30 protein-coding genes and 1 pseudogene are annotated in these 26629 nt (G+C 65.1%); 20 read left to right on the plus strand and 11 right to left on the minus strand.

Going from position 1 to position 26629, the window contains the following annotated elements; translation table 11 throughout:
* Window positions 1-8: 8 nt before the first annotated feature.
* The gene (gene ada, locus FJ443_RS09855; RefSeq protein WP_181175086.1) at window positions 9-1088 is read right to left on the minus strand and encodes a bifunctional DNA-binding transcriptional regulator/O6-methylguanine-DNA methyltransferase Ada; all 1080 of its coding nucleotides are present in this window, start codon (window positions 1086-1088) and stop codon (window positions 9-11) included.
* 123 nt (window positions 1089-1211) lie between these two features.
* On the opposite strand from ada, the gene FJ443_RS09860 reads away from it, so the two are divergent.
* Window positions 1212-1397: a transcriptional regulator gene (locus tag FJ443_RS09860; RefSeq protein ID WP_140500052.1), complete on the plus strand. Its 186-nt coding sequence runs from the start codon at window positions 1212-1214 to the stop codon at window positions 1395-1397.
* A gap of 87 nt (window positions 1398-1484) precedes the next feature.
* On the opposite strand, the gene FJ443_RS09865 is transcribed toward FJ443_RS09860, so the two are convergent.
* On the minus strand, window positions 1485-2177 hold the full coding sequence (locus tag FJ443_RS09865; RefSeq protein ID WP_140500050.1) for a helix-turn-helix domain-containing protein: 693 nt from the start codon (window positions 2175-2177) through the stop codon (window positions 1485-1487).
* 176 nt (window positions 2178-2353) lie between these two features.
* Here FJ443_RS09865 and FJ443_RS09870 point away from each other — a divergent pair, with 176 nt between their 5' ends.
* Together FJ443_RS09870 and FJ443_RS09875 are read left to right on the plus strand one after the other, a co-directional pair.
* Entirely contained in the window at window positions 2354-2680 is a 327-nt protein-coding gene (locus FJ443_RS09870) for a DUF1330 domain-containing protein (protein WP_140500048.1), read from the plus strand.
* A 121-nt stretch (window positions 2681-2801) separates the two neighbouring features.
* On the plus strand, window positions 2802-3338 hold the full coding sequence (locus FJ443_RS09875) for a hypothetical protein (RefSeq protein WP_181175087.1): 537 nt from the start codon (window positions 2802-2804) through the stop codon (window positions 3336-3338).
* A gap of 54 nt (window positions 3339-3392) precedes the next feature.
* Here the strand turns inward: FJ443_RS09875 and FJ443_RS09880 are convergent, their stop codons facing one another.
* Window positions 3393-4484: a phosphatase PAP2 family protein gene (locus FJ443_RS09880; RefSeq protein ID WP_140500047.1), complete on the minus strand. Its 1092-nt coding sequence runs from the start codon at window positions 4482-4484 to the stop codon at window positions 3393-3395.
* Window positions 4485-4727: 243 nt separating this feature from the next.
* Window positions 4728-5177 carry an ester cyclase gene (locus FJ443_RS09885; RefSeq protein ID WP_140500045.1) on the minus strand — a complete coding sequence of 150 codons (450 nt, stop codon included), beginning with the start codon at window positions 5175-5177 and terminating at the stop codon, window positions 4728-4730.
* A gap of 216 nt (window positions 5178-5393) precedes the next feature.
* Here FJ443_RS09885 and FJ443_RS09890 point away from each other — a divergent pair, with 216 nt between their 5' ends.
* Window positions 5394-7490 (plus strand): EAL domain-containing protein, encoded by a 2097-nt coding sequence (locus tag FJ443_RS09890; RefSeq protein WP_140521497.1) that lies wholly within the window; start codon window positions 5394-5396, stop codon window positions 7488-7490.
* A 122-nt stretch (window positions 7491-7612) separates the two neighbouring features.
* Here the strand turns inward: FJ443_RS09890 and FJ443_RS09895 are convergent, their stop codons facing one another.
* Complete coding sequence (locus FJ443_RS09895) at window positions 7613-7810, minus strand: hypothetical protein (protein WP_181165267.1); 198 nt, start codon at window positions 7808-7810, stop codon at window positions 7613-7615.
* A 252-nt stretch (window positions 7811-8062) separates the two neighbouring features.
* On the opposite strand from FJ443_RS09895, the gene FJ443_RS09900 reads away from it, so the two are divergent.
* Window positions 8063-8782 (plus strand): 3-keto-5-aminohexanoate cleavage protein, encoded by a 720-nt coding sequence (locus FJ443_RS09900; protein ID WP_140521498.1) that lies wholly within the window; start codon window positions 8063-8065, stop codon window positions 8780-8782.
* Window positions 8783-8930: 148 nt separating this feature from the next.
* Complete coding sequence (locus tag FJ443_RS09905; RefSeq protein WP_140500038.1) at window positions 8931-9485, plus strand: cytochrome b; 555 nt, start codon at window positions 8931-8933, stop codon at window positions 9483-9485.
* On the opposite strand, the gene FJ443_RS09910 is transcribed toward FJ443_RS09905, so the two are convergent.
* The 3 genes from FJ443_RS09910 to FJ443_RS09920 all read right to left on the minus strand — a co-directional run bounded on the left by FJ443_RS09910 (window position 9448) and on the right by FJ443_RS09920 (window position 13542).
* Complete coding sequence (locus FJ443_RS09910) at window positions 9448-10569, minus strand: serine hydrolase domain-containing protein (RefSeq protein ID WP_140516020.1); 1122 nt, start codon at window positions 10567-10569, stop codon at window positions 9448-9450. The two genes, FJ443_RS09905 and FJ443_RS09910, sit on opposite strands and share 38 nt — an antisense overlap.
* Window positions 10570-10753: 184 nt before the next feature.
* Window positions 10754-12358: an ABC transporter substrate-binding protein gene (locus tag FJ443_RS09915; RefSeq protein WP_140663715.1), complete on the minus strand. Its 1605-nt coding sequence runs from the start codon at window positions 12356-12358 to the stop codon at window positions 10754-10756.
* 50 nt (window positions 12359-12408) lie between these two features.
* Entirely contained in the window at window positions 12409-13542 is a 1134-nt protein-coding gene (locus FJ443_RS09920) for an FAD-binding oxidoreductase (RefSeq protein WP_140663717.1), read from the minus strand.
* Window positions 13543-13673: 131 nt separating this feature from the next.
* On the opposite strand from FJ443_RS09920, the gene FJ443_RS09925 reads away from it, so the two are divergent.
* Window positions 13674-14291, plus strand: a complete 618-nt coding sequence (locus tag FJ443_RS09925; protein WP_140516014.1) for an XRE family transcriptional regulator — start codon at window positions 13674-13676, stop codon at window positions 14289-14291.
* Window positions 14292-14335: 44 nt separating this feature from the next.
* On the opposite strand, the gene FJ443_RS09930 is transcribed toward FJ443_RS09925, so the two are convergent.
* The gene (locus tag FJ443_RS09930; protein ID WP_140516012.1) at window positions 14336-15331 is read right to left on the minus strand and encodes an ornithine cyclodeaminase family protein; all 996 of its coding nucleotides are present in this window, start codon (window positions 15329-15331) and stop codon (window positions 14336-14338) included.
* Window positions 15332-15462: 131 nt separating this feature from the next.
* On the opposite strand from FJ443_RS09930, the gene FJ443_RS09935 reads away from it, so the two are divergent.
* The 3 genes from FJ443_RS09935 (at window position 15463) to FJ443_RS09945 (ending at window position 17910) form a co-directional block, all read left to right on the plus strand.
* Window positions 15463-15930 carry an Lrp/AsnC ligand binding domain-containing protein gene (locus FJ443_RS09935; RefSeq protein WP_140516010.1) on the plus strand — a complete coding sequence of 156 codons (468 nt, stop codon included), beginning with the start codon at window positions 15463-15465 and terminating at the stop codon, window positions 15928-15930.
* Window positions 15931-16052: 122 nt separating this feature from the next.
* A complete protein-coding gene (locus FJ443_RS09940; RefSeq protein ID WP_140630682.1) occupies window positions 16053-16757 on the plus strand; it encodes an SDR family oxidoreductase in 705 nt (234 codons plus the stop codon).
* Window positions 16758-16851: 94 nt separating this feature from the next.
* Complete coding sequence (locus FJ443_RS09945; RefSeq protein WP_140663720.1) at window positions 16852-17910, plus strand: Gfo/Idh/MocA family oxidoreductase; 1059 nt, start codon at window positions 16852-16854, stop codon at window positions 17908-17910.
* A 16-nt stretch (window positions 17911-17926) separates the two neighbouring features.
* On the opposite strand, the gene FJ443_RS09950 is transcribed toward FJ443_RS09945, so the two are convergent.
* Window positions 17927-18574 carry a DUF922 domain-containing protein gene (locus FJ443_RS09950; RefSeq protein ID WP_140663723.1) on the minus strand — a complete coding sequence of 216 codons (648 nt, stop codon included), beginning with the start codon at window positions 18572-18574 and terminating at the stop codon, window positions 17927-17929.
* 236 nt (window positions 18575-18810) lie between these two features.
* Between FJ443_RS09950 and FJ443_RS09955 the strand changes: the two genes are divergently transcribed.
* From FJ443_RS09955 to FJ443_RS09980, 6 genes and pseudogenes are all read left to right on the plus strand, one after another.
* On the plus strand, window positions 18811-19263 hold the full coding sequence (locus tag FJ443_RS09955) for a GNAT family N-acetyltransferase (RefSeq protein WP_140500024.1): 453 nt from the start codon (window positions 18811-18813) through the stop codon (window positions 19261-19263).
* Window positions 19264-19411: 148 nt separating this feature from the next.
* Window positions 19412-20611, plus strand: coding sequence for a PLP-dependent aminotransferase family protein (locus FJ443_RS09960; RefSeq protein WP_181175093.1), 1200 nt, complete (start codon window positions 19412-19414; stop codon window positions 20609-20611).
* A gap of 110 nt (window positions 20612-20721) precedes the next feature.
* Window positions 20722-21102: an ester cyclase gene (locus FJ443_RS09965; protein ID WP_140500021.1), complete on the plus strand. Its 381-nt coding sequence runs from the start codon at window positions 20722-20724 to the stop codon at window positions 21100-21102.
* Between the two features lie 11 nt (window positions 21103-21113).
* Window positions 21114-21278 (plus strand): annotated as a pseudogene (locus FJ443_RS09970) (PLP-dependent aminotransferase family protein); the annotation flags it as partial.
* A 115-nt stretch (window positions 21279-21393) separates the two neighbouring features.
* Window positions 21394-22191, plus strand: coding sequence for a hypothetical protein (locus tag FJ443_RS09975; RefSeq protein ID WP_140663728.1), 798 nt, complete (start codon window positions 21394-21396; stop codon window positions 22189-22191).
* A gap of 133 nt (window positions 22192-22324) precedes the next feature.
* Window positions 22325-22873 (plus strand): YbhB/YbcL family Raf kinase inhibitor-like protein, encoded by a 549-nt coding sequence (locus FJ443_RS09980; protein ID WP_140500017.1) that lies wholly within the window; start codon window positions 22325-22327, stop codon window positions 22871-22873.
* Window positions 22874-23006: 133 nt separating this feature from the next.
* On the opposite strand, the gene FJ443_RS09985 is transcribed toward FJ443_RS09980, so the two are convergent.
* Window positions 23007-23477: a nucleoside deaminase gene (locus FJ443_RS09985; protein WP_140515996.1), complete on the minus strand. Its 471-nt coding sequence runs from the start codon at window positions 23475-23477 to the stop codon at window positions 23007-23009.
* Between the two features lie 210 nt (window positions 23478-23687).
* Between FJ443_RS09985 and FJ443_RS09990 the strand changes: the two genes are divergently transcribed.
* The 4 genes from FJ443_RS09990 (at window position 23688) to FJ443_RS10005 (ending at window position 26489) form a co-directional block, all read left to right on the plus strand.
* On the plus strand, window positions 23688-24305 hold the full coding sequence (locus FJ443_RS09990; RefSeq protein WP_140663874.1) for a C39 family peptidase: 618 nt from the start codon (window positions 23688-23690) through the stop codon (window positions 24303-24305).
* A gap of 35 nt (window positions 24306-24340) precedes the next feature.
* Window positions 24341-25426: a D-alanine--D-alanine ligase family protein gene (locus tag FJ443_RS09995; protein ID WP_140663730.1), complete on the plus strand. Its 1086-nt coding sequence runs from the start codon at window positions 24341-24343 to the stop codon at window positions 25424-25426.
* A 73-nt stretch (window positions 25427-25499) separates the two neighbouring features.
* The gene (locus FJ443_RS10000; protein ID WP_140500011.1) at window positions 25500-25922 is read left to right on the plus strand and encodes a VOC family protein; all 423 of its coding nucleotides are present in this window, start codon (window positions 25500-25502) and stop codon (window positions 25920-25922) included.
* A gap of 207 nt (window positions 25923-26129) precedes the next feature.
* Window positions 26130-26489 carry an SPW repeat protein gene (locus FJ443_RS10005; protein WP_140500009.1) on the plus strand — a complete coding sequence of 120 codons (360 nt, stop codon included), beginning with the start codon at window positions 26130-26132 and terminating at the stop codon, window positions 26487-26489.
* The last annotated feature ends 140 nt before the right edge of the window (window positions 26490-26629 follow it).

Raw genomic sequence — 26629 nt, forward strand, 5'->3', positions numbered from 1 at the left:
GCTCCTCCTCAGGTCTCGCGGCCGAGCAGCGCGCGCTTGCGCTCCGCGCCCCAGGCGTAGCCGGACAGGGCGCCGTCCTTGCGGATCACGCGGTGGCAGGGAATGGCGACCGCGAGCGCGTTGGCGGCGCAGGCGCCGGCAACGGCGCGGGTCGCCTTCGGCGCGCCGATGCGCCCTGCTATCTCGGCATAGGAGACGGTGCGGCCGGCCGGGATGTCCCGCAGGGCCTGCCAGACGCGCTGCCGGAACGCGGTGCCGCGCAGGTCGAGCGGCAGGTCGAGACCAAGCCTTGGAGCCTCGACGAAACCGACGACGCGGGCGACGAGCGCCTCATAATCGCGGTCGGCGCCGATCAGGCGCGCCTTGGGGAAACGGTCCTGCAGGTCGCGCACCAGCGCGTCCGGGTCGTCGCCGAGCAGGATCGCGGCGACGCCCTTCCTGCTCGATGCGACAAGGATGGCGCCGAGCGAGCATTCGCCGACGGCGAAGCGGATCTCCTCGCTGGCGCCGCCGGCGCGGTAGCGCGTCGGCGTCATGCCGAGCATGCCGGCCGACTTCTCATAGAAGCGTCCGCTCGAATTGAAGCCGGCATCGTAGATCGCCGCTGTCACGCTGGCGCCGTCTTCCAGGCCCCGGCGCACCCTTTCGGCGCGCCGGGCGGCCGCGTAGTCCTTCGGCGTCAGGCCGGTAACGGCCTTGAAGGTGCGGTGGAAATAGCCGGCGCTGCGGCCGGCGGCGGCGGCCAGTTCACCGAGCGACGGTTCTTCCTCGCTCTGTTCGATCCTGCGGCAGGCCTCGGCCACCATCGCGGCGTTGCCGGCCTCGAGCGAAGGTCCGTCGGGATTGCAGCGCCGGCAGGCGCGAAAGCCGGTTGCCCTGGCCTCGTCCAGCGTGTCGTGGAGCTGCACGTTCTTCGGGTTGGCGCGCCGCGACGGGCAGGAGGGCCGGCAATAGACGCCGGTCGTGGCCACCGAATACCAGAAGCTGCCATCGGCCGATTTGTCGCGCGCCACGACTTGCGTCCAGCGCGGATCGTCGGCGGCCGGCAGCGGCGCGGGTTTGAGATCCTTGGCAAGGGTGATGAACATGGCCGGCATTGAAGCCGCAGACGACCCGCGTCGCCACCCGTTTCCTGCCAATTGAGAGGTGGACGCGAGCGTATTCGTCGGGACACACAAAGGATATGACAAGATTGATCCGGAGAAGGTGTGATGGAAAACATTCGACCCCTTAAGACCGAGGCCGATTACGATCGGGCGATTGCCGAAATCATCCAATATTTCGAGAACGAGCCGGAAATCGGCTCTCTTGGCGATTACCGGTTTGATGTTCTCGCGACCTTGATCGACGCTTATGAGGATAAGCACTACCCTATCGAAGCACCCACATCCCGTTGAAGGTTATTCACTCACACATTCAACCTGTCGCGAAAGGCGAAAGCCGCCGCTCCCGGTGCCCGATCGCTGTTCCCCGAGCCCTCGTTTCTACGCCGCCCGTTTGGGCTCGACCGCGAACGGGCTGAGGCCGAGCCAGGTCTGCATCTTCCTTGCGATGTGCTGATCTCCGGTCAAGGCGACCTTCGCGCCGGCCTTCTCGACGGTGATCAATCCCATCCAGATCGCCGTCATCGTGTGCAGGTCGGTCGAGACGTAGAGGTCGATATCGAAGCCCGGATCGTACCAGCACAGATCGACCTCGCCATGCTTTTCGACGATCAGCCACCACGACCGTTTGGACGCCGGCAGCTCCTGGTACAGGAATTGTATCACGGTGCGCCCGTCGGGCAGCGGCGAGGGGTTCAGATTGCGCCGCATGTCCCACATCAGCAGCGACGGATCGAGGTTCTTGAGGGACAGCCGGGACTCGACCCATTTCTGTCCCCAAAAGCCCATCGCCTCGACGACGGGGCGCAAATCCCGGCCGGCCTCCGTCAGCCGGTATTCGGAGATGCCCTTCTCGCCCGGCACCTCCTTGCGCTCGACGATCCCGGCGAGCTCGAGCTCTTTCAGCCGTTGCGACAGAAGGCTGGGCGACATTTTGGGAACGCCGCGGCGCAGGTCGTTGAAACGGGTCGAACCCGCCACCAATTCGCGCATCAGCACCATCGTCCAGCGGGTGCACAGCACCTCGGCGGCCATCGATAGCGGGCAGAACTGCTTGTATCCGTGCTGGGCCATGATCCGACGTCCTCCCTCGAAACTGGGCTGAACATTAGGCCTTCATGAAGGAAGCGGCCAGTACGGAAACTGTACCGGCCCGGTACAGATCGCGGACTGGCCGGCGCCGGCCCTGCCATGCGAGCCCTTTGACCGGCCGCGGGGATCTCCCCTGTGCGCCGTACAGGGAGAAGACCATGACCACCTACGTAATCGCAGACATCAAGGTGAAGAACCCGCAGTGGATGCCGGCCTACGCCGCATCGGTGCACGACCTCGTCCACAAGCATGGCGGCAAGTATCTGTCGCGCAGCGGCAATGTGAAGACGCTTGAAGGCAAGCCGCTCGACACCACTCTGATCGCGCTGATGGCATTCCCGTCGGAAGCGGCGGCGCGCGCCTTCGCCAACGATCCGGCCTACGCGCCCTTCGTCTCGGCCCGTCAGGACGGTAGCGACAGCCGCTTCCAGATGATCGACAACACCGACCTGGCGGGGACGATCCCGTATCTGCCGAAGGGATGAAGCTTTCCTCCATCCGTCGCATCGCTTTCGGGCTCTCCGAGCAACGACAATCACGGCGCTTGCCTGCCGCGCCTCCGTATTTCCGGCGGCCGGCGCGCTGGGCCTTTTCAAGAAGAATGGAATGAACATGATACGCAAATTCCGCAACGGGCTTCTCATGGCGGGGGCCATGCTGGCCGCCTGCGCCACCTTCGCCCACGCCCATCAGCAAGAGGCCGTGCCTGCATCCGGCGCGAATCCACTGGCCGGCAAGGTGCGGGCGGCGAACAGCCGGTTCCTCGACGCCAAGGTCGCCACGGACGAAGGCTATGCGCCCATTCCCTGCGCCAGCGGCATCACCGGCGGCGCGATGGGCATTCACTATGTCAACGGGCAATACCTGAAGGACGACAAGATCGACATCGCCCGTCCCGAGGCCGTGATGTACGAGCCGATGGCCGACGGCACACTGAAGCTGGTGGCGGTCGAATACATCACCGCCAAGGGGCCGGCGTCACTGGACGGCCAATTGTTCAACTTCAACAGTGCGCCCAACCGTTACGGCCTGGGCGAATTCTACGAGCTGCATGTCTGGGCCTGGAAGGGCAACCCGACCGGCACCTTCGCCGACATGAACACGAAAGTGTCGTGCGAACACGCGGCGGCACCCAGCCAGTAAGCAATGAAGCCAGGCGGTGCAGGCCGCCTGGCTCGACGCTGTCCGCTCCGGCCGTTATCGCGGCGCGGGATTAGGGGCCGCCAATCCCGTATCGGAAGTCTGTTGGGCCACGTCGGAAGCCTGCTGCCCGGATGCCGGTAGAACGAAGCGTCCGGTCAGGTACCAGAGCAGAGAGACCACGAGGATCGACAGGTAGCCGTCCACGGCATAGTGCCAGCCGGTATAGACCGAGCCGAACAGGATGAGTGCGGCGAACGACCAGCCTGCAACGGCCCAGCGGCGACCAAAGCCGGTGAGGAAGAAGGCATTGAGCGTGACGATGGCGACATGCATGCTGGGCATCGCCGTGATGCCGCTGCCCAGCGCGGAGCGGCCGCTGTCGTGTGCATCGAGCAGATAGCTGGCGGCGAACCGCACCGGCAAGGCATACGGGTCTGCCATCAGCGCTGCGAGCACCCCGGCAAATCGGCTGCCGCCATAGAACCGGTCGTAGAATATCGGCCCGCTGGATGACAGCATGATTGGAAGAACGGTGCCACACAACATCATGGTGAGCGCGAACGCCCAGAGATAGCGGATGCGCCGGGCGGGACTGTTCCAGAAGGCGACGAAGAGCACGACGCCAAGCCATTGCATGAACCACCAGGACATATAGGCCTTGAAAACCAGCATGGAGGCGGGCTTTGAAACGATGCCGTGCGTCCATACCCAAGGATCGACGCCGTGCAGCCAACGATCGAGGTCGGCCAGCATGGGATCGGCATAGTAAGGCACGATCTCCGGTATGGTGATCCTGAATGTTGTGAAAGCGATGATGCCGAGAAAGAATAGCAAGACGACCCGCGCGGCCGCCGGCCCGCGTTCCTTGAGTATGTGCACCATGAATCTTGTCGGCCTGGGCCCGCCATACACCAATGCCGTTAACCCGAGGCCAACCACCAGCAGCACCGGCAGCAAGCCGAGGAATGTCCCGAAGTACTTTATGGACAGCAGAAGATATCGCTCAGGCCGCAGGCAAAGCGCCGTCGCGACGCAGACCAGGCACAGGCCCGTCAGCAGCCAGCTGCTTCTGGTTGTCGCCACGCCAAGATCAACAGTGGAAACCGATCGGAGATCGCCGCCCTGTGTTCCGGTGTACCCACTCATCAGGGAGGTCCCGCCAGCTTTCGAACTTGTTATGAATGTTCTGGCGGCAACGTATTAATATCTTGTTGCACCCGTAATGGTGTCTGGTTTCCAATGTAATACTCAATAGTGTAGTATTGTATTCAAATACGGGCTGAGGACCATGGCGGTGCTGGCCCTGTGTTGGGTTGCTGCCAAGAGGCCTTTCGTCACGCACGTGCAATCGAGAGGGACCACTGCCTGGACGGCGATGGTCCCTCTCATTCAAGCCGCCTTGATCAGGCCGAGCTGGGTCAACGCCGCGACGCCGTCGTCGAGGCCGATCTCCTCGACGATCCTGCCCTCGATCACCTTCAGCACCGTGGTGCCGGTGAAGCGCATGGTGCGGCCGGTGGCGGCGGGCAGCGAACCGACGAGGAAATCGCTGAAGGCCGGACCGGCATGGGTGCCGCCGCCTTCCCACTGGCCGACGACATAGTCGCCTTCGGCGATGAGGTCGGCGGTGGCCCAGAAGTTGAGGTCCGGGAAGGCAGCGCGGAAATCGGTCATGAAGGCCTTGATGTCCTCGCGGCCGCGGCGCGATTCATGCAGCGAATATTTGAGCAGCATGTCGGACGCGGCGATGGCGTCGACGACGGAAAGATCGCAGGTTTCACCCCAGAAATCAGTGAACCATCTAGCGACGACGGCCTTGTTGTCTTCCTGTTTGGTCATGGGAAAAGTCCTCTTGTGTTTGCACGAGATCGCCAGGGCGGGCGGCGACCCCGCGCAAACACTAGGAGGATCGGCGGGCGGGCAAACTCCGCTTCTTGCCCGCCAATCGAAAGTCGGGACCGCAAGCGAGGAACGCGGCGGAGCCACCGGCGTGGTAACGCTTTCTTCTCTGGTTTTGCCGCAGATTGCCCCCGGCGGGGTTGGACGAAACGGAAGATGGCGGGTCAGGACAAGAAAAGCCGTAATGGAACGTTCTGGGAGAAGGCCCTGGAGCGCGCCCAACTTGGCGTCTGGGACTGGGACCTTCGGACAGGCGAGTGTTTCTATTCCGCCACCTGGGCGCGGATGCTGGGCTATGACGAAAGCGAGCTTGCCAACAGCAGCGACCTCTGGCTGCGGCTTACCCATCCCGACGATCGCGAGCAGGCGCTGGCCAGCGGCGACCGTCACATCGCCGGCCTGACCGACACCATCGAGACCGAGCTCAGGCTCCGGCACAAGCAAGGCCACTGGGTCTGGGTGCTCGACCGCGGCGGCATCGTCGAACGCGACCGCGACGGCCAACCGATCCGGCTGATGGGCGTGCAGACCGATATTTCGAAACAGAAGGCGGCAGAGGCCGCGCTGGAACAGGTCAACATCCGCTTCCGCCTGGCGCTCGCGGCCAGCGGCACCGGCATCTGGCACTACGACATTGCCAGCAACAAAAGCTATTGGGATTCCCGCACCAGGGAAATATTCGGCCTTGTCGCCGTTACCGACGAGGTGACGGCAGACCTATGGCACAGCTACCTGCATCCCGACGACAAGCAGGCGGCCGAACGCGCCCACAGGGCGCCGCTGGAAACCGACGGCGTCATTGCCGCGCAATATCGCATCATCAGGCGCGACGGCGATATCCGTCATGTCGAATCGCTGGTGCGTTTCGTCGCCGCCGCCGGTGCCGCCGGCCAGATCCTCGGCACGGTGCGCGACATCACCGAAGACAAGCTGCGCGAACAGGAACTGGCCTATGCCGCCCGCCACGACGCGCTGACCGGCCTGTGGAACCGCGCCGCCTTCGACAGGCTGCTTGGCGAGCATATCGCGGCGGGAGCGCCGCTGGCGGTGTTCTATGTCGATCTTGATTACTTCAAGGCGCTCAACGACTTCGCCGGGCATGCCGCCGGCGACCTGGCGCTGAAGAGCGTCGCGGGGGGCATACGCGGCTGCCTGCCGCCGTCGGCGCATGCGGCGCGCCTGGGCGGTGACGAGTTCGCGCTGCTGGTGCCGCATTGCGACGCGGTGCAGGCCGAGCGGATCGCCGGGGCCGTGCTTGGGGCGGTGCGTGAGGCCGATCTCGGCCCGGCCGCGTCATCGCGCCGACTGGCGGCCTCGATCGGCATCGCCTTCATCGATGACGCCACGACCACCGTGGCCGATGCGCTGGCTTGCGCCGACGACGCCTGCTACGCGGCCAAGGCGGCGGGGCGCAACCGCTTCGCGGTGTTTTCGGCCGCGGCGCGATCTGGGGCCGCCGGCCTCAATGCGGCGCGCATCGCAGCCGACACCGTCGATGCCATGGACGACGGGCGGCTGAAACTGTTCGGCCAGGAAATCCATCTCCTGGGAAAGCCATGGCAAGAGTGCCGGCACGTCGAAGTGCTGGCGAGGCTCGCCGCGCGCAACGGGCGGCTGGTGCCGCCGGGCGAATTCATCCCGGTGGCCGAGCGTTTCGGCATCGCCTCGAAACTCGACCGCTGGATCATTCGCACGGCGCTGTTGCGGCACGGACCGGCGCTGCTTGCCGGGGCGCTGACGCTGGGCTTCAACCTGTCGGCTCAGACATTGAGCGATCCGGGGCTGTGGGATTTCGTCGACAACACCATCGAGGAAACCGGTGCGCCGCATTCCGGCATCGGATTCGAGATCACCGAAACCGCGGCCGTCACCAATTTCGACGCCGCCGAGGACTTCGTGCGCAAGGCGCGCGAGCGACGCTGCCGGGTCAGCCTCGACGATTTCGGCGCCGGCATGAGCTCGTTCGAGTATCTCAGGCGCTTTCCCGTCGATGCGATCAAGATCGACGGCTCGTTCATCGAACATATCACCGACAGCCGCTTCGATCGCGAGATCGTGCTGGCGATGACCGGCATTGCGAGGAGCCTCGACTTCGCCGTGGTGGGCGAGAAGATCGAACGGCACGATACGCTGGCCATGCTCCAGGACATGGGCGTCGCCTATGGCCAGGGCTTCTTGCTGCATCGTCCCGAGCCGCTGGAGGCGATCGTTTCGCGCGCGACGGCCGGAATGCCCGACAGGCGGCGCGCCTGAAGCGGGCAAGCCGCCCGCCAGAATCGCCGAGCCACTCCAACACTCCATTAGGCAATCCCGAAGAGCTGTTAAGCACGGCCTCTGGAACGGCTCCGGGCGGTCGGCCGGGCGTGGCGGAACGATCACTGGCGGTCGGCGAACCGTGCCGATCGCGGAAACTCCAACACCTCTGCCTCCGATCGCCTGTGCTGCGCCTCCGCGACCGCTTCGATCAGCAGGTCGAGGGCTTCGCATGCCGAGCGGCTTGTCTCGTCATCGCCGCGCAAATAGTGATAGGCGCGTTCGAGATGCACCCGGGCGGCTGAAAAATCGCTGGTCAATGATCCCTCCATTACCTCGCCCTAATATATCTTGGCCGGTCTGGCGGAACACAGGGTAAATATCCACAGGCGGATTTTATTCAAATGCCGGGATTCCGATAAGGAAGAGCGAGGCCGTGGAACTGCCGATCTCCTCCACAAGGGGGAGATCGGCAGTCTCACCGGCCGCTGTCAGGAGAGACAACGCCCAACTCTTTGCCATGCCTTGCCACGCAGCTAGAGTGCTGGCTCCCTTGTCCGAGGATGGCAGCCATGATCGTCCAGGCCTGCATCAATGGCGCACGACCGCGCGATTTTCATCCGAAATTGCCGCTGACGGCGCAGGCGATGGCGAGCGATGCGGCCGCCTGCGTCGCCACGGGCGCGGCCGAGCTGCACATCCATCCGCGCGGCGCGGACGGGCGCGAGAGCCTGGCCGCCGTGGACGCGACCGTGCTGGCGGTGCGCCGGGCCTGTCCCGGCACGCTGATCGGCGTGTCGACAGGCGCCTGGATCGAGAATGACGTCGAGCGCACCCGCGCGGCGATCGCCGGCTGGCGCGAACTGCCCGACTATGCCTCGGTCAATCTTTCGGAGGCCGACGCGCCCGGCGTGATGGAGCTTTTGCGCCAGCGCGGCGTCGGCATCGAGGCCGGCCTTGCCACAACGGAAGATACCGAGCGGTTCGTCAGTCTTGCCGATCACGACCGGGTGCTGCGCATCCTGATCGAGATCGACATACAGGAATTGCCCACCGCACTCGCCGAGGCGCACGGCATCGCCGCCGCGCTGGACCGCGCCGGGGTGCGGCGGCCGATCCTGCTGCACGGCGCCGATGCCACGGTCTGGCCGTTCGTGGAGCTCGCGCGTCGAAGGCGCTGGTCGACGCGGGTCGGACTGGAAGACGGCAGGACGCTTCCCGATGGAAAGGTGGCGCTGGACAATGCGGAGATCGTCGCGGGGGCGGCGGCGGTGTTTTGGTCGAAAACCTGAAGGGTCTCAAGCGCCTTGGCTGTGCAGCCGGTGCGACAAGCCGACCCGACCTGCTCCGCCATAAATCGTTCTCACTCGAGGCGCAGCTAAATAAAGGCAAATTCGGCCTGGCGCGGGGAGCCTTGTGCAACTGCCGCGGAGTTCCTGCATGTCACTGTCCGGTACCACAACTCGCTACGGAAGCCTTGCCCAGGCATTCCACTGGTTGACGGCACTGCTCGTGCTCATCGCCTTCCTGGTCTCGGCAGGCGGCCCTCCTACGCGCGTTTATTCAGCGCCCAGGGCCTCGATGCTGCTGCTTCATGAATCGCTCGGCTTCGCGGTTTTCTGGCTGCTGGTGATCCGCCTGGCCTGGCGGCTGTTCGATCGCATTCCCGATGCTCCGTCCATGCCCGCCTGGATGTATGTCGGGTCGAAGGCGGTACATTGGGCGCTCTACGCATTGATGTTCGCTGTGCCGGTGACCGCCATGCTCGGCGCATGGTTTGGCGGCCATCCGGTCACGGTGTACGGCTTCGGTCCGATCGGTCCGCTTTTCGCCCCATGGGACGTCGGCGCTTCGCTGGCGGAAATCCACGGCACGCTTGGCGACATCCTCATGTGGCTGGCCGGCCTGCACGCCGCGGCGGCCGTCTTCCACCACGTTCTTCTGCGAGATCGCGTGCTCAGCCAGATGCTGCCCGGCTTGGCTGCTCCAGAATGATCCGGATCGCCTGATCCACCACGGGATGCAGGCCGCTGGCCTGGAAGGACAGGCGGTTGCCGGAGCCGACATTGCTGGTCATGGCGATGGTAAGACCGGTCGCCGGATCATGCAGCATGACCGCGACATAGCCCGGAATGCTGCCCTGATGGCCGTAGAAGGCGCGGTCGGCATAGGCGCTCTGGAACATGCCGGCGCCGGTCTCGCGCATGCGGGTGCCCGGGAAGCTCGCCGGCACGCGGCGTTCGAACATCTCGGCGAAGAAAGGCGGCGACAAGAGCTTGCCGGAGAACAGGCTGCGCATGAAGCTCACCATGTCGGACGGCGTCGACACCATGTCGCCGCAGCCATAGGCGGCGCCGAATGGGAAGGAATCGGAAGAATCCTGCAATTCGTCGGAGTAGGGCAGCACGCCGTCCATGCGCCACATCTCGCCGCCGGAAGCGATGTCTGTCGGTGCGCCCGGCGCCAGCGGCGGCCGGTGGTAGTAGCCGCGCACCATCGACCTTTCCGGGAATGCTTCGGTGGCTGGCGACCAGGTGTTTTCCAGGGCGAGCGGCCGCAGGACCGCGCTTCTGACATAGGCGCCGAGCGACTGGCCGGTGACGGCCTCGATCACCATGCCGGCCAACACATAGCCGGTGTTGTTGTAGACAGCGGGTCCGCCCGGTGCCTTCTGTTTGTCGGAGGCGAAGGCGATGTCGACCAGCTGCTGCGGCGTCCATTGCCGGCCCGGATCCATCGGTATGTAATATTCGAATTCCGGCAGGCCGCTGCGATGGTTGATCAGCTGGCGCACCGAAATATTCCCGGCGCCCGGCAGATCCGGGAACCAGGAGGAGATCGGCGCGCCGAGCTCGAGCTTGCCGGTCTCGGCGAGCTTGACCAGGGCGGCGGCGACGAAGGTCTTGGTGCAGCTGCCGATCTTGAACAACTGGTCCGGTGTGACTGATGTGCCATGTGCGCGATCGGCTAGGCCCGCGGTGAGGGCGATTGGCGCGGCGCCTGTCGAATAGGCCAGCGAGGCACCCACCGCGCCGTCGGCGAGGTAGCTGTTGAGGAGGGAGGTCAGGTCTTTCGGCATTGATATCGCTTTCTTTTTTCCTTCTCCCCCTGTGGGAGAAGGTGGCCTCGCGAAGCGAGGTCGGATGAGGGGTGCTCCAGGGAACACCAACGTCTCATTCCGCTGGAACACCCCTCATCCGTCTCGGCGCTGCGCGCCGATCCACCTTCCCCCACAAGGGGGGAAGGACAGGGAGCGCCTGCCCTCACTCAGCCACATCGACCGCGGCGAAATTCTGCCGGCCGAAGGGGTCGAGGATGTAGTTGAGCACGCTCTTGCGGATCGGGATCGCCACCAGCGAATGGGCGATCGGCGCCACCGGCACCTCGGCCTTCAGGATTGCCTGCGCCCTGCCGTAGATCGCGGCGCGTTCTTTCGGGTCGGCGGCGACGCGGCCTTCATCCAGCAGCTTCTCGAAATCCTTGTCGCACCAGCGCGACCGGTTCGAGCCACCCTTCACGCCGTCGCAGGACAGGAGATAGCTCAGCATGTTGTCGGGATCGCCATTGTCACTGCTGCCGCCGAGCAGGAAAGCGTCCTGCTCGCCCGCGGCGGTGCGCTTGAGATATTCGCCCCATTCGAAGCTGACGATCTCGGACTGCACGCCGACCTTCGCCCAGTCGGCCTGGATCATCTCAGCCATGCGCTTGGCGTTGGGGTTGTAGGGGCGCGACACCGGCATCGCCCATAGGCTGATCTTGAGGCCGCTTTCGTGGCCTGCTTCCTTCAGCAGTTTCTTCGCGCCGTCGGGATCGTAGTCGATGCCGGCATCGGTGACGGCGCCGAGCTGCGCCGGCGGCACGACGCTGCCGGCAACCGTGCCGGCGCCGGCATAGACGGCATCGACGATTGCCTTGCGGTCGACGGCCTTGGCAAGCGCGGTGCGCACGCGGACATCGCCCAGCGGCTGATGCTCGACGTTGAAGCCGAGGATGCCGATATTCTGGCCCTTGAGGTCGAGGACCGTGATGTCTGGATCGGCGCGCAATTCGGCGACGGCACTGGGCGGGGGCGGGGCCGCCACCTGGCATTCATTGGCCTTGAGGCGCTCGACGCGGGTGGTCGGCTCGGGCGTGACGGCAAAGACCAGCGTGTCGATCTTCGGCGCGCCGCGCCAGTAATCCTTGTTGGCGGCGTAGCGCACCTGGCTGTCGGGCACATAGGCATCGAGCATGAACGGGCCGGTCCCGACCGGCTGGCTGTCGATCAGTTCCGGCGTGCCGGCGGCCACCATCTTTTCGGTCTGCTCCAGCGACAAGATCGAGAGGTAGTCGAGCGCCAGCCCGGCCAGGAAGGTGACGTTGGGGGCCGTCAGCGTGAAGCGCACGGTGTAATCGTCGACCTTGTCTATTTTGTCGATCAGCGTGCCCATGCCCAGCGCGTTGAAGTATTCGTAAGAGCCGCCGCCGAGCTTGTGGTAGGGATTGTTGGCGTCGCGCTGGCGGTTGAACGTGTAAAGGACGTCGTCCGCGTTGAACTCGCGCGTCGGCGTGAAATGCTCGTTCGACTGGAATTTCACGCCATGGCGCAGGTGGAATGTGTAGGTCTTGCCGTCCGGCGAGACATCCCAGCTCTCGGCCAGCGCCGGTCCGACTTCGGTCGTGCCCGGCTTGAACTCGACCAGCCGGTTGAAGATCGTCTTGGCGGCGGCGTCCATGGTGGAGTCGGCGATGCCGATCGCCGGGTTGAACGTCTCGGGATTGGCCTCCGAGCAATAGACGAGCGTCTTGGCATGAGCCTGCCCGCCGAGAAGGACGGACGAGGCCAGAAGGGTCGAGCCAAGCACTGTGCGCAGAACGGTGGATTTCATCGCAAACGCTCCTGATGACATTTTTTCTGGTTGAGGGAAGGGCATGAAATTCATGGCGTCGCCGCCGGGGCCAGGAAGCGGTCGGGCGCCAGCCCCGCGGCGGTGACGCCAAGCGCGGTGACATCGTCGGGCAAGGGTTGGCCGCGCATCAGCGCCGAGCCGAGCCGCGCCAATGTCAGCGATACCTGGAAACCATAGCCGCCCTGGCCGCCGAGCCAGAAGAAGCCGGGGAGGCGCGGGTCGAAGCCGGCGACCGGCGTGCGGTCGGGCGCGAAGGTGCGCAGGCCGGCCCAGGGCGTCGACGGGCGGCCTATGCGCATGGACGTTGCCTGCTCGATGCGGTCGACGGCAATGGCGACGTCGATGTCTTCCGGCCAGGCGTCGCAAGGCTCGGAATCGGTTTCGTCGGCCAGCGAGCCGATCAGCCTGCCGGCGTCTGGCTTGAAGTAGAATTGTTCGTGCAGATCGACCACCAGCGGCCAGCCGGCAATGTCGGTGCCCGCGGGCGGGTCGAACAGGAAGGCGGTGCGCCGCTTGGGCTGGAAGCCGAGGCCGGTGAGCCCCGTCAGGCCGGCCACGACATCGACCCAGGCGCCGGCGGCGTTGACGACGATGTCGGCGGGATAGGCGCCGGCACTGGTGGCGACGCGCAAGCCATTGCCGGCGGGCGCGATCTCGCGCACCTCTTCGCCCGTGCGCATGATGCCGCCCCTGGCCTTCAGTGCCGAAGCGCAGGCCGCAAGCATCTTGCCGGTATCGACGTCCACCGCACCCGGTTCATGGACACCGCCGCATGTGGTTTGCGGATCGATGACGGGAACCAGCGCATGCAGCTCAGCGGCGGAGAGGCGGCGTACGCTCGGCACCATGGCCTGCAATTCGCCGGCCAGCCGGTCGACGGCCGCGCCGTCATCGGCGCGGCCGACATGCAGCGCGCCACGTTGATGCGCGACGAAGCCGCCGTCGAAGATCGCACGGCGGCTCGCCAGCGTCAGCGCTCGCACCACGCGGTTGCCATAAGTCTCGGTGAACAGGGCAGCCGAGCGGCCGCTGGCATGATAGCCGGGCTGGCTCTCGCGCTCGATCAGGGTGACGTCGGCCCAGTCCGCCACCTCGGCGGCAAGCGAGAGGCCGGCAATGCCGCCGCCGATGACAACGATTTTTGGGAGGGAATTCGACTGCATTGATTAGTCCTAAAAATAATTTCTTATCCAGTCAATATTTAGCGTATAAGAAAATTGTTGGCGTTGTTGATGACGGCGGGAAGTTCAACTACCTAGGATGGAGCGGCGCGATCCCGCGGCATGGAGCTGATATGTCGGAGCAACCGAAGCTGGGTGATTGCCTGCGCGGCTTGAGGAAGACGCATGGCTGGACCTTGCAGGAGGTGAGCAGGCTCACCGGGGTCGCGGTGTCGACGCTGTCCAAGGTCGAGAACGACCAGATGTCGCTGAGTTACGACAAGCTGCTGCAGATCTGCGAAGGGCTCGGCATCCATGTAACGGAACTGCTCAGCGGCGACCGCAAGCAGCCGGCGGCGCGCACCCGCCGCTCCGTGACGTCACCGTCCAACACACTGCGCCAACTGACCCGCAATTACGACTACCGGTACCTGGCCACCGACCTGGTGCGCAAGCGCATGGTGCCGATCCACGCCTATGCGCGCGCCCGCACGCCCGAGGAGTTCGGGCCGCTGACGAAACATGCCGGCGAGGAATTTTTGATCGTGCTCAAGGGCGAGATCGAGCTGCACACCGACCAGTACGCGCCGGTGCGGCTGAAACAGGGCGAGAGCGTCTATATCGATTCCACCATGGGCCACGCCTACCTCTCTGTGGGCGACGGCGACGCCGAAATGCTGTGCGTCTGCTCCGGCGACGAGCCCGACATGGAAGGCACGCTGCTCAGCGTGCTGGAGACGGTGGAAGGATAGGGCGGAAAGGCCGGGGCAAAGCTGCACGACCTTCTCACTCCTCGCTATAACGAAACGGTTTGCCCCAATCCCTGCCGCACCGCCTCGCGATAGGCGAGGTCGGCTGCCACCATGTCCTCCATGGCCACACCCATGGCCTTGTAGATGGTGATCTGTTCGGCGCTGACCCGCCCTGGCCTGAGCCCCAGCAGCATCTCGCCGAGTTCGGTTCCGGTTTGCGGATCGAGGCCGTCAAGTTCGCAAGAGCCGACCGGAGTAGGGGCGAAGGCATCGGCCGTCTCGACGAACAGACTGCCCCTACCGATAAGCGAAACAGGCAGTTCGCCGCCGGGCGGAGCGACGCCGACCGACGAGACATGGGTGCCGGGCCGCACCCAGTCGGCCGAGATCACCGGCTCGTAGGAGTGCGTTGCCAGGCAGACGACATCCGACGAGCGTATCGCGGCCTCGAGATCGTCGACGGCGACGACGCCGACATGCCGGGCGGCAAGCGCTTGCGCATCGGCGAATTCCTTCGAGACCACGCGGATCTCGGCGAAGTCGCGCACCAGCGGCAGGAGATTGAGATGTTGGCCGGCCTGCACACCGGCGCCGACCACGGTCGCGATCCTTGCGTCGGGGCGGGCGAGTTCGCGCACCGAAAGCACGGCTGAGCCGGAAGTGCGCACGGCGGTGATGTAGGTGCCGTCCATGACACAGACCGGCATGCCCGTCGCAGGGTCGAACAGATGGATGGTGGCAAGGTGGCTTGGGATGCCGTCGGCGATATTGCCCTCGAACACGTTGACGATCTTCACCGTCAGGTGCATGCCCGCCATCCAGGCGGGCATCGCCAGCGAATAGCCGGCCTGCGGAATGTCGAGCTGCGGCCGGGCCGGATTGACGACTTTGCCGCCGGACAGCGCCTTGAAGCCGCTGGCCAGCGCGTTGAGAAGCTGGCGAAGATCGACGCATGTCTTCACCTCGGCCTCGCTCAGGACGAGCACCGGTGTGTCGCCCTTGGCCTGGGCGCTGCGGGAGATCGATAGGGCTGTCGTCATGGATACGCTTTCGTTGGTGGCTGGAGTGCACGGCAACGGTATTGCGATCCATGGGCGTGATGAAATATGCTGTTTTGGCTATTTCGGCGTGATTATCGCGTTTGCTCCCGTTCGAAAGTGTGAATCCTGAAATGGACGATCTCGACCGCATCGACCGCTCGCTGCTGCGCTTGTTGCAGGAGGATGGCCGCCGCACGACGCTCGATCTGGCCCGCCGCGTCGGCCTGTCGCCGACGGGAGCTGCGCAGCGCGTCAAGCGGCTGTTCGCCGAAGGTTTCATCCGCGCGGTGCGAGCCGTTCTCGATCCGGCCAGGATCGGGCAGGCACAGCTCGTCTTCATCGAGGTGCGGCTCGACCACACGGCGCCGCATGTCTTCGACCGCTTCGCCGAAGCGGTGCTGCGGGCGCCCGAGATCATCGAGTGCCACATGGTGGTTGGTGGCTTCGACTATCTGGTCAAGGCACGGATCGCCGACATGGCGATGTTCCAGGATTTTCTGCAGCGTGTCATCCTGCCGCTGCCCGGCGTTCGGGAAACGCACACCTACGCCTCGATCGCCAATGTGAAGCCGGATGCTTTGCTGCCCGTCGCTCCTTGAAGTCGAGTGACATGTTCGCATTTTCTGCAGGTCGGTTCAGCCTTTCTGGTTCGAAGCGGCCGACGAAACCGGCTATATGACCGCTGAGACGAAATTCCCGCCAACCCGAGAAGGAAAACCCAATGAGTTCAGAAAAAGTGGCTGTCATCGTGGCCGGCGGCAGCGGCATGGGGGCGGCAGCGGCCAAGCGGCTGGCGGCGGACGGGTTCAAGGTCGCCATCCTGTCTTCGTCCGGCAAGGGCGAGGCGCTGGCCAAGGAACTGGGCGGCATCGGCGTCACCGGCTCCAACCAGTCAAACGAGGACTTGCAGCGCCTCGCGGACTTGACGCTGGAGCGCTATGGCCGCGTCGACGTGCTGGTCAACAGCGGCGGCCACGGGCCGCGCGCGCCGATCCTGGAGATCACGGACGAACAGTGGCACGCCGGCATGGACGTCTACCTGCTCAACGTCATCCGGCCGGTGCGCATCGTGGCGCCGCAGATGGTCAAGCAGAAGGCCGGCGCCATCATCAACATCTCGACCGCCTGGGTGGTGGAGCCGAGCCCGATGTTCCCGACCTCGGCCGTGTTCCGCGCCGGCCTTGCCGCCTACACCAAGATCTTCGCCAATACTTATGCAGCGGACAATGTGCGCATGAACAATGTGCTGCCCGGCTGGATCGACAGCCTGCCGGCGACGGAAGAACGCCGCGACTCCGTGCCGATGCAGCGCTACGGCACGTCGGAAGAGATCGCCGCGACCATCGCCTTCCTGGCTTCGGACGGCGCCGGCTACATCACCGGCCAGAACATCCGCGTCGACGGCGGGATCATTCGCGCTATTTGAGGCGGGTCCGGGAGGGGAGGCCTGTCCGACGCGCGCCGCGGAGGGGGTCCGGCATCCCGCCTGGCGCGACGACATCTCGCACCAAGGAGGAAAAATGCGGCTTCTGATACTTGGCACCGGCTGGATGGCGCAGGAACATGCACGGCAATTCAGCGCCATCGATGGCGTCGACATTGTCGGGGCCGTCGACCTCGATCCGGCGCGCGTCGGCGAATTCGCCGACGGCTTCAACATCCCCAACCGCTTCACCGCGCTGGACGAGGCGCTCAAATGGGGCGCTTTCGACGCCGTGGCCAATGTCACGCCGGACCGCATCCACCACCCGACCACCATGCAGCTGATCGCGGCCGGCAAGCCGGTGCTGTGCGAGAAGCCGCTGGCCGAGAATTTCGGCAAGGCGATCGAGATGGCCGAGGCCGCCGAGAAAGCCGGCATCGTCAACATGGTGAACCTCACCTACCGCAATGTCGCTGCGCTGCAGAAAGCCCGCCGGATGGTGCAGGCCGGCGAGATCGGCACGGTCCGGCATGTCGAGGCGTCCTATCTGCAGAGCTGGCTGGTGTCGAAATTCTGGGGCGACTGGCGCAGCGACCCGAAATGGCTCTGGCGGCTGTCGCGCGGCCACGGCTCCAACGGCGTGCTTGGCGATGTCGGCATCCACATCCTCGATTTCGCCAGCTATGGCGCGGCCCTCGGCATCGATCATGTGTTCTGCCGGCTGCGTTCCTTCGACAAGGCGCCGGGCAACCGCATCGGCGACTACGGGCTCGACGCCAATGACAGTTTCGCCATGACGGTGGATTTCTCCAACGGCGCCTTCGGCGTGGTGCATGCCAGCCGCTGGGCGACCGGCCATCTCAACGAATTGCGCCTGCGCATCTATGGCGATCGAGGCGGTCTCGAAGTGGTGCACAATCTCGACGGCTCGTCGCTCAAGGCTTGCCTCGGCGAAAATGTCGACGACGGGATATGGGAAGAGCTCGACGCCGGCACGGTGGCGACCAACTACCGGCGTTTCGCCGACGCGGTGCGGACCGGCGTGCAGGCCGAACCGTCCTTCCGCCACGCCGCCGAACTGCAGAAGGTGCTGGATCTGGCCGTGGTGTCGGACGAGAAGCGGGCGGAGCTCGCGGCGAGCGCGCAGACGCGGTGAGGGTGGCGCCTTCCTCTCAGGGACCGGTCACGAGGCCAAAAACCAGTTTTTGCAAATTGCCGCCATTGCCGAATTCGACGCGGTCGAAATCGCGGCTTGCCCGCCGCTGCGCCTGCGACAATTCGGAGAGGCGCCTGGTCATCTCGGTCCGGATCTTGGCGCATTTGGGATCGTCGGCAACGCTGAGGCCGACGGTCGCCGCCTCGATCTTGCGCACCATGGCGATGATATCGGCGCCATGCACTTTCTCATGGGCGGCGACGCCGGCGATGAAGCTGTCCCAGCTCTTCTGCACGGCCGGCGGCAGGGAGCCTGACGGCTTCGGCAAGGCATAGGTGATGATCAGCTTCGGCCTGGCCGATGCCAGGACGCAATCGCCGCCCTTGTTCTGGTAGTCCCTGGTCCAGGTCAGCTTGAAATTGGTGTAGGCGATGGTGCGCGTTTTGGCGCCGCGGATCAGCGGTCCGTTCTCGCCGATCGACCGGTAGAGCTCCTGTCCGGTCCGGCCTGAAATGGCGTAGGGCTCGATCGTCTCGACCGGCTTCCATTGTGCATGGGCGGCAAGCGGCAAGGCGAGCACCGCGACCAGCGACAGGCACAGACGAACACACGCTCTCAACACCGCTCTCCGCGAAACCAGGACCGGCGCCGACGCCAATGCCATCTTGTGGCTTTTCCTATATGCTGCCGGCGGGTGCTGCAAATGTGTTGGAGGGAGGCGCTGGCGCCGTGCGGCAAGACCAGGATGGGTATGGGGTTGAAGAAGTTCCCTCGGTTCGTCATCCTAGGGCGGAGCAAGGAGCGAAGCGACGCGGCGCAGACCCTAGGATGACGAAGATAGGGTGAGGCTTCCAAATCAACGGCCTTGCCGGCGCCGGCGCGTCGCCGTAAGTCGTGCTCATGATCACCTTCCGCAAGGCCCTGGCCTCCGACCTGCCTGCCCTCGTGGCCATGCTGGCGGACGATCCGCTTGGCGCGGCCAGAGAGGATGCCTCGCTGCCGCTGGCGCAGGGCTATGTCGATGCCTTCAACGCCATCGATGCCGACCCCAACCAGTTGCTGGCGGTGGCGGTCGATGGCGCCGACGTGGTCGGCACCTTGCAGATCAGCTTCCTTGCCGGGCTGTCGCGGAAGGGCGCCTGGCGCGGTCAGATCGAGGCGGTGCGGGTCGCCGGGCACCGCCGTTCCGAAGGCATAGGCAGGCTGATGATCGAATGGGCTGTTGATCAATGCCGGGCGCGCGGTTGCGGCCTCGTCCAGCTCACCACCGACAAGACCAGAGCGGACGCGCACCGCTTCTATGAAAGCCTCGGCTTCACCGGCACCCATCTCGGCTACAAGAAGACCTTGTAGCGCAGGCGGGGCCGTCGCTTTCCGCTAAGGCGGGCGGCTGGCGCATGCGGGAAGGCTAGCAGGCCCTATTCAATTTGCGGCGAGACCAGATATAGGTCAGCTAAGTTGACCTATATTCGATGCGTCCGGGGAGGCGTGCTTGACCCTTATGAACCTGTTGGCGTCGCGCTCGTCGCGCATGAAGGCCTCGGAAATCCGCGAGCTGCTGAAGCTGCTCGACCAGCCGGACATCATCTCCTTCGCAGGCGGCATTCCCGATCCGGCGCTGTTTCCGGCCGAGGCGATCCGCGACGCCTATGCCGACGTGCTCGGCGGCGGCGAGGCGGGGGCCGCGCTTCAGTACCAGGTGAGCGAGGGCTATCTGCCGCTGCGGCGATGGATCGCCGGGCAGATGGGCAAGCTCGGCGTCGCCTGCGAGGAAGCCAACATCTTCATCACTTCGGGCTCGCAGCAGGCGCTCGATTATATCGGCAAGCTGCTGTTGTCGCCCGGCGACACCGCACTGGTGACGTGGCCGACCTATCTCGGCGCGCTGCAAGCCTTCAACGCCTATGAACCGCGCTACGACCGGCTGCGGCCGGAAGGCGGTAACATGACGCCGGATGCCTATCGCGCGGCGGCGGCGGCGAATGGCGGCCGGGTCAAGTTCGCCTATCTGGTGCCGGATTTCGCCAACCCGACCGGCAACACGCTGGACAGGCAGCAGCGCGAGGCGGTGCTCGACCTTGCCGGCGAGCTCGACATCGCAATCGTCGAGGACGCCGCCTACCGGGCGCTGCGCTATGATGGCGAGGGCGTGCCGCCGATCCTGGCGCTCGACTGCGCGCGCTCCGGCGGCATCGACAAGGCGCGCACGCTCTATTGCGGCTCGTTCTCGAAAATCCTGTCGCCGGGCATGCGCGTCGGCTGGGTCTGCGCGCCGCGCCATGTCGTGGAAAAGCTGGTGCTGATGAAGCAGGCTTCCGACCTGCACAGCCCGTCGATCAACCAGATGGTGATGCACCGGGCGGCCGAAGCGGTGTTCGAGGCCCAGGTCGAAAAGCTGATCGGCGCCTATCGCGAACGCCGCGACGGCCTGCTCGGCGCGCTCGCGGCCAACATGCCGGAAGGCGTGACCTGGAGCCGCCCGGAAGGCGGCATGTTCGTCTGGGTGACGCTGCCGGAAGGCGCTGACGCCACCACGCTCCTGGCGCGCTCGGTGAAGGAGGCGCGTGTCGCCTTCGTGCCCGGCAGCGCCTTCTTCGCCGATGGCACCGGGCGCAACACGCTGCGGCTGTCCTTCACGCTCGCTGACCGGCGCGCGGTGAGCGAGGGCATTCCGCGGCTGGCGGCGCTGCTCAAGGCTTAAGGCGCCGGCCAAACGACGGCGCATCGCTCCAGCGGCGAACAAACCCGGGTTGCCCTGACTTGTTGCGGGTGCAAAATAGCCTTGTGTCCACGAACGCGGGTTCATGCGCCATGACCGACCTTTCCGGTATCTACCGCGACTACATTGCCTGCCTCAACCGGCAGGACTGGCCGAACCTCGGGCAGTTCGTCGACGACGACGTGTCCCACAATGGCAGGCGGATCGGTCTCTCCGGCTACCGCGCGATGCTGGAGAAGGATTTCGACGACATTCCGGATCTTCGTTTCGATATCCGGCTGCTGGTCTGCGATCCGCCTCATGTCGCGAGCCGCCTGATGTTCGACTGCACGCCCAGGGGAAATTTCCTCGGGCTTGCCGTAGACGGCCGGAAAGTGTCCTTCGCCGAGAACGTCTTCTATGAATTTCGCGGCGCGAAGATCCGGCTCGTGTGGTCCATCATCGACAAGGCCGCCATCGAAGCCCAGCTTTGAACCACGAACCTCTCCTGGCGTGCTCGGTGAAGGAAGCGCGTGTCGCCTTCGTGCCCGGCAGCGCCTTCTTCGCCGATGGCACCGGGCGCAACACGCTGCGGCTGTCCTTCACCTTGGCCGACCGCCGCGCTGTGACCGAGGGCATTCCCAGATTGGCCAAGCTGCTGAGGAACTAGCAACCGACCGGATTCCTGGCCCCGGGGCGTCAGGCCGGCTTGTCGGCGGCCCTTGTGCGCATGGCAAGGCGTGCGGTAAATGCGGGCGTGCCTTTGCCGGTCGAATGAGGATGTCATGGTCTCCGCAACGCCCAGAGTGACGCTGCTTCTCGGCAGCGCGCCCGACGTCGTGCGCTGCGCCGCCTGGCCGAAGGAGACCTTCGCCAGCATCGTCGCCATCAACAATGCCTGGCGCGTGCGCCCCGACTGGGACGTGCTGGTGCATGCCGGCGATTTCCCGTCCAACCGGATGCCGCCTCTGGAACCGCTGCGGCAGGCCGAGATCTTCAGCGCCGCGCATTACGTGCCGGCCCAGAATACTTTCGGCGGCTTCGTCTATGCCGGCGCCACCATGTCGCTGACAGCAGCCTATTGGGCCGTCCACAGCCAGAGGCCGGACGTGCTCGCCTTCCTCGGCTGCGACATGATCTACGACACGGCCGGCGACACCCATTTCTACGGCATCGGCCGCGCCGACCCGCTGCGCGACGATGTCACGCTGCAGAGCCTCGAGGCCAAATCCGCCCGCCTGCTCATTCATGCGCTGCGACGCGGCACGCTCTGCATCAACCTGTCGGACCTGCCGCAAAGCCGCCTGGTCTTCCCAAGGCTGTCCTTCGAGGAATTGCGGGTACTGTCCCCCGAGCGCCTCGCCGGCATGAAGATGGATGCGCGTGCGGGCATCCATCAGCATAGGGTCGAGGCGGCCGAGCAAATCGAGCGCGAGCTCGGCTATTTCTACGAGGATGGCATGTACTGGAACCATCTCGACGAAATCGACCGCGCGCAGCTAGCCGACATCGACCGGCTCTGGATCTCGGCGATCGGTCCGCCTGCGGCTGAGCCGACCGAAGAATGCAGCGCGGCGGAATAGCGCCGTCGGCAGCCCATGTCGGGAGGATCGACGGTTCCCGCGGCTCCCACCAGCAGTTTCGCGCCAAATTGCCTAATTTCGGGCCGCTTTTCGGCTAAACTTGTCGGCATCTTGGCTGGAAGTGGAGGAAGCCATGAGCTTGCGCCTCGGTTTCGCCGTGCTGGTGCTGTTCGGCCTCGCCAATCAGGCGGCGGCTTTCGAGATTTCAAGCCCGTCGGTTTCCAACGGCAAATGGGCCGAAAAATATCTCGGCGACAAGGCCGGCGGCTGCAGCGGGCAAAGCGTATCGATCGCCTTGAGATGGAAGGACCCGCCGGCAGGCACCAAGAGCTACGCGCTCACCATGTTCGACCCCGACGCCGGCGGCGGCAAGGGTTTCTGGCACTGGCTGGCCTGGAACATCCCGGCAAGCGCGAAGGGCTTGGCCGAAGGGGCGGGCTCGAAGCGCGGCAAGGGCTTGCCCAAGGGTACGGTGCTCGGCAAGGGTGGCATCGGCCGCGCAGGCTATTTCGGGCCATGCCCGCCGCCCGGCAGCGGCACGCATCACTATGTCTTCACGCTCTATGCGCTCGGCGCGCCGAAGCTGCGCGCGCCGGAGAATCCCTCTCCGGAAATGGTGGCAGTGGCCGCGAAGAGCCAGGCGCTCGGCGAGACCAGCGTGACGTACACCTATGGGCGGTAAGCATGACCGGTTCAGGCAGTCGCCCGGGCCACCAGCGCATTGACGACGCTGTTGGCAAACACGTTCCAAGAGATCGTTTGAATTCCGTTCCGGTGGCCATCTGGCGGCTTTGCGCGCGGCCTCGGCCGGCGCGTCAGCGCGTCCAGAAATCGCGATGCGGCGCGATCAGCTCGTCCTCGATCTCGGGGAAGGGGCCAAAGACCTCGATCTTCTTCTGGCCCGAGGCGAGGACTGTGCGCGAGGGCAGGCTCATCGTCGGATTCTCGGCGTGATCGCCGGTGAGCGCCAGGAGCTTCGTCTCCTCGAAGCCGTAGACCAGGCGGCCGATATTGGCCCAGTAGAGCGTTCCGGCGCACATCGCACAGGGTTCGCCGGTCGAGACCAGCGTGCAGGACCAGAGGAAATCCGGCTCGTAGGCAGCCGCGGCGCGCCGGGCGAGCTCCGTCTCGGCATGGCGCACCGTGTCGAGATTTCCCTGGCGCATAAGCACGCGATCGTCCGGCCCGACCAGCACGCAGCCGAACGGATGATGGCCGTGCACGGCCGCCTCGCGAGCGACGGCGTCGGCGGCGCGGAGGTGGGCGAGCATCTGGTCGCGGGTCATTGCGCAATCCTAACACGATGGGCGAGGGGAGGAACCGACACCCGGCGACCGGCTTCGTAGGGCTGAGAGTGCGCCGATCGGCGGGCATTGGCAAGCTTCGCCCGGCGGGCAAAACCCGAGCGCGGACCATCGCCTGATCAGGTTTGAAGCACTGTTCTCCGCTCTCGTATCCCTGTATACGAAATTGAAATGATCTGTTTTGAGGAATTGATGAGCCCACCGCCTGGGACCGTGCCGTTTTTCAGCCAGTGGGAGACGCCCGATATGACTTCGGCCGTCCTTGCCGATGGCGCCGAGGTGGCGCTGCGGCACGATCCGCTGTGGGAGAACTCGGGCGCGCGCACACTCGACGAATACGCGCTGTGGGCCGCCAATGTCTGCGGCATGGCGTGCCTCAAGATGATCCTGGCGGCGCGCGGCCAGATCGTGCCGACGATCGAACTGGCCAGGCGCTGCACTGGCTATGGCGGCTATGTCGTCACCGAGGGATCGATCAAGGGCCTGATCTACGCCCCGTTCGTCAGCTTCGTGAAGGCGGAATTCGGCCTGGAGGCAGAGGTGATGACCAATGTCGCGACAGCCGACATTGAGGCGATCCTCGGGCGGTCGCGCTTCTTCATCGCCTCGGTCAGCAGCTCGATCCGCTGGCCCGAGCGCGAGCCGCCGTCCAAGGGCGGCCATCTGGTGCTGGTCATGTCGGCATCGGATGAGGGTCTTCGCTTTCACAATCCGTCCGGCCATACCGGCGCCACACAGGCGAACGCAGTGTTGGCCCTGGCCGATTTCGACCGCTTCTTTGCCAATCGCGGCATTGCCGTCAGCATTTGATCTCGAGGCATTTCAATGAAGGACAAGGCTTTTCAATGAAGAACAAGATTAGGGTCGCCGTCCTCTATGGCGGACGTTCGGCCGAGCATGACGTGTCGCGCCTTTCGGCCGCCAATGTGCTGAAGGCCATCGACCGGACGCGCTACGAGGTGGTCCCGATCGCCATTTCCAGGGATGGTCGATGGCTGCTGCAATCTTCATCCGAAGCCGGCGACGACGGAGCAGGGGCGCCGATGTCTGAGGACGGCGTGGAGGTCGCACTGTTGCCCGGTGGCAGAGGCAGGTTGGTGGCCGCACCAGGCGGCGGAGCACAGCCCGACCTGCCGCCAGTCGACGTCGTCTTTCCCGTGCTGCACGGTCCTTTCGGCGAGGACGGCTCGGTGCAGGGCTATGCCGAGGTCGCCGACGTCGCCTATGTCGGCTGCGGCATTCTCGCCTCGGCCGCCGCCATGGACAAGGATGTCGCCAAGCGGCTGCTGCGCGAGGCCGGGCTGCCGGTTGCCCGTTCCGTCACCGTGCATCGAAACGATGTCGGGCCGTTCCAGGAGATCGCCGGCGCGCTCGGCCTGCCTTTCTTCGCCAAGCCGGCGCGCCAGGGCTCGTCGTTCGGCGTCAGCAAGGTGAACGACCGGGACGGCTTCGAACGGGCCGTCGAGACGGCTTTCCGCTACGACGGCAAGGTCCTGATCGAAGAGTTCGTCGACGGCCGCGAGATCGAATGCTCGGTGCTGGAGCGGGCCGACGGAACGCTGACCGTATCGCTGCCCGGCGAGATCATCCCGGCCGGCAAGCACGGCTTCTACACCTATGAAGCCAAATATCTCGACTCCGACGGCGCCGTGGTGAACGTGCCCGCCGATGTCCCGGCCGCCGTCGCCGACAAGGCAAGGGAGATGGCCGCGCGGGCTTTCCAGGCGCTCGGCTGCGAGGCGATGGCCCGCGTCGACTTCTTCCTGCGGGCTGACGGCTCGCTGCTGGTCAACGAGGTCAACACGCTGCCCGGCTTCACCGACATCTCGATGTATGCCAAGGCGCTGGCGGCGATCGGCATCGGCTACAGCCAGGTCATCGACGTGCTGATCGAGCACGCACTGGCGCGGCATGCCGCGCGAAAGTCCTGACGTTCGGCGCGGCATTGACGGCGGATCACGCGAAGCTAGTTAGATTCGAGCCCTTGGCGAGAGGAGAGCTTGCATGGAAGAACTGCATCGCGGCCGGCTCATCGATCATATCCAGCTAGTGGTCAGGGACATCGCCGCCAGCCGCCGCTTTTACGAAGCAGTATTTCGAGTGCTCGATATTCCGATCGGCGGCAGCGCCGCCGATTATTTCTGGGCCGACGAGCTTTTCATTTCAACCGCCGACAGCCGCGCGGCTCGGGGAGAGTTGACCGGTCGCCATCACCTGGCATTCCAGGCGAAAGACCGCGCCATGGTCGATGCGTTCTATAAGGCCGGGCTGGACGGCGGCGGCAGGGACAATGGCGGGCCGGGTGAACGCCGGTACCACCCCGGCTACTACGCCGCTTTCCTTCTCGACCCGGACGGCAACAACATCGAAGCGGTGCATCACGGGGCGGCCAACCGCAGTGCCGCCTCGGTGAAGATCACGTTCTAGAATGCGCCGACAAGAGGCGGGTGGTTTTGCTTTGATGTGGCCGGTCTCGTTGATCCCGATCGGGTGGAGGGAGCTCGATCCACGCGGAGGCGACCCGTCCGTGGGGCAGGCCTTGAAGGCCATGTGAGGCATAGTTACATCAACCATTAAGCGTGCGTTTGCACGCGAATACAACGCTTTGGCCAAGCTTCATCTATGGAGGTTGTCATGGCAAATACACTCATGGAAGGAAAGAAAGGCCAGGACTGGCTCAATCTGGTCCTTGCCGTCTGCCTGTTCATCTCACCCTGGATAATCGGCTTCGCTGCTGAAACCGCTCCCGCATGGAACGCCTGGATTGTCGGCGTCGTGCTGGGCGCGGTGGCCGTGGCGGCGCTTGCCGCCTTCGCCGAGTGGGAGGAATGGGTAGGTGTCGTTCTCGGGCTCTGGCTGATCGTGTCGCCCTGGCTGCTCAAATTCATGGCGAACACGAATGCGATGGCCACCCACGTCATTCTCGGCGTGCTGGTGGTTGCCGTATCGGGTTGGGCCGTCTGGGACGTCCGTCACCCGCACGCACATGCGTGACCGCTGACCAAGGACGGGGCCGGCGCGCGAGCGGGGCCCCTTCCGGCTTTGAACGTCTGCCCATTGCGTTTGCCGCCGGCTGCGAAGGGCAGGGTCGCCGGCTTGCAATCTGAGGCCAGGCCATGGATTTCGACGGACCG

This window comes from Mesorhizobium sp. B2-6-1 (assembly GCF_006440475.1).
In the GTDB taxonomy this organism is placed as follows: domain Bacteria; phylum Pseudomonadota; class Alphaproteobacteria; order Rhizobiales; family Rhizobiaceae; genus Mesorhizobium.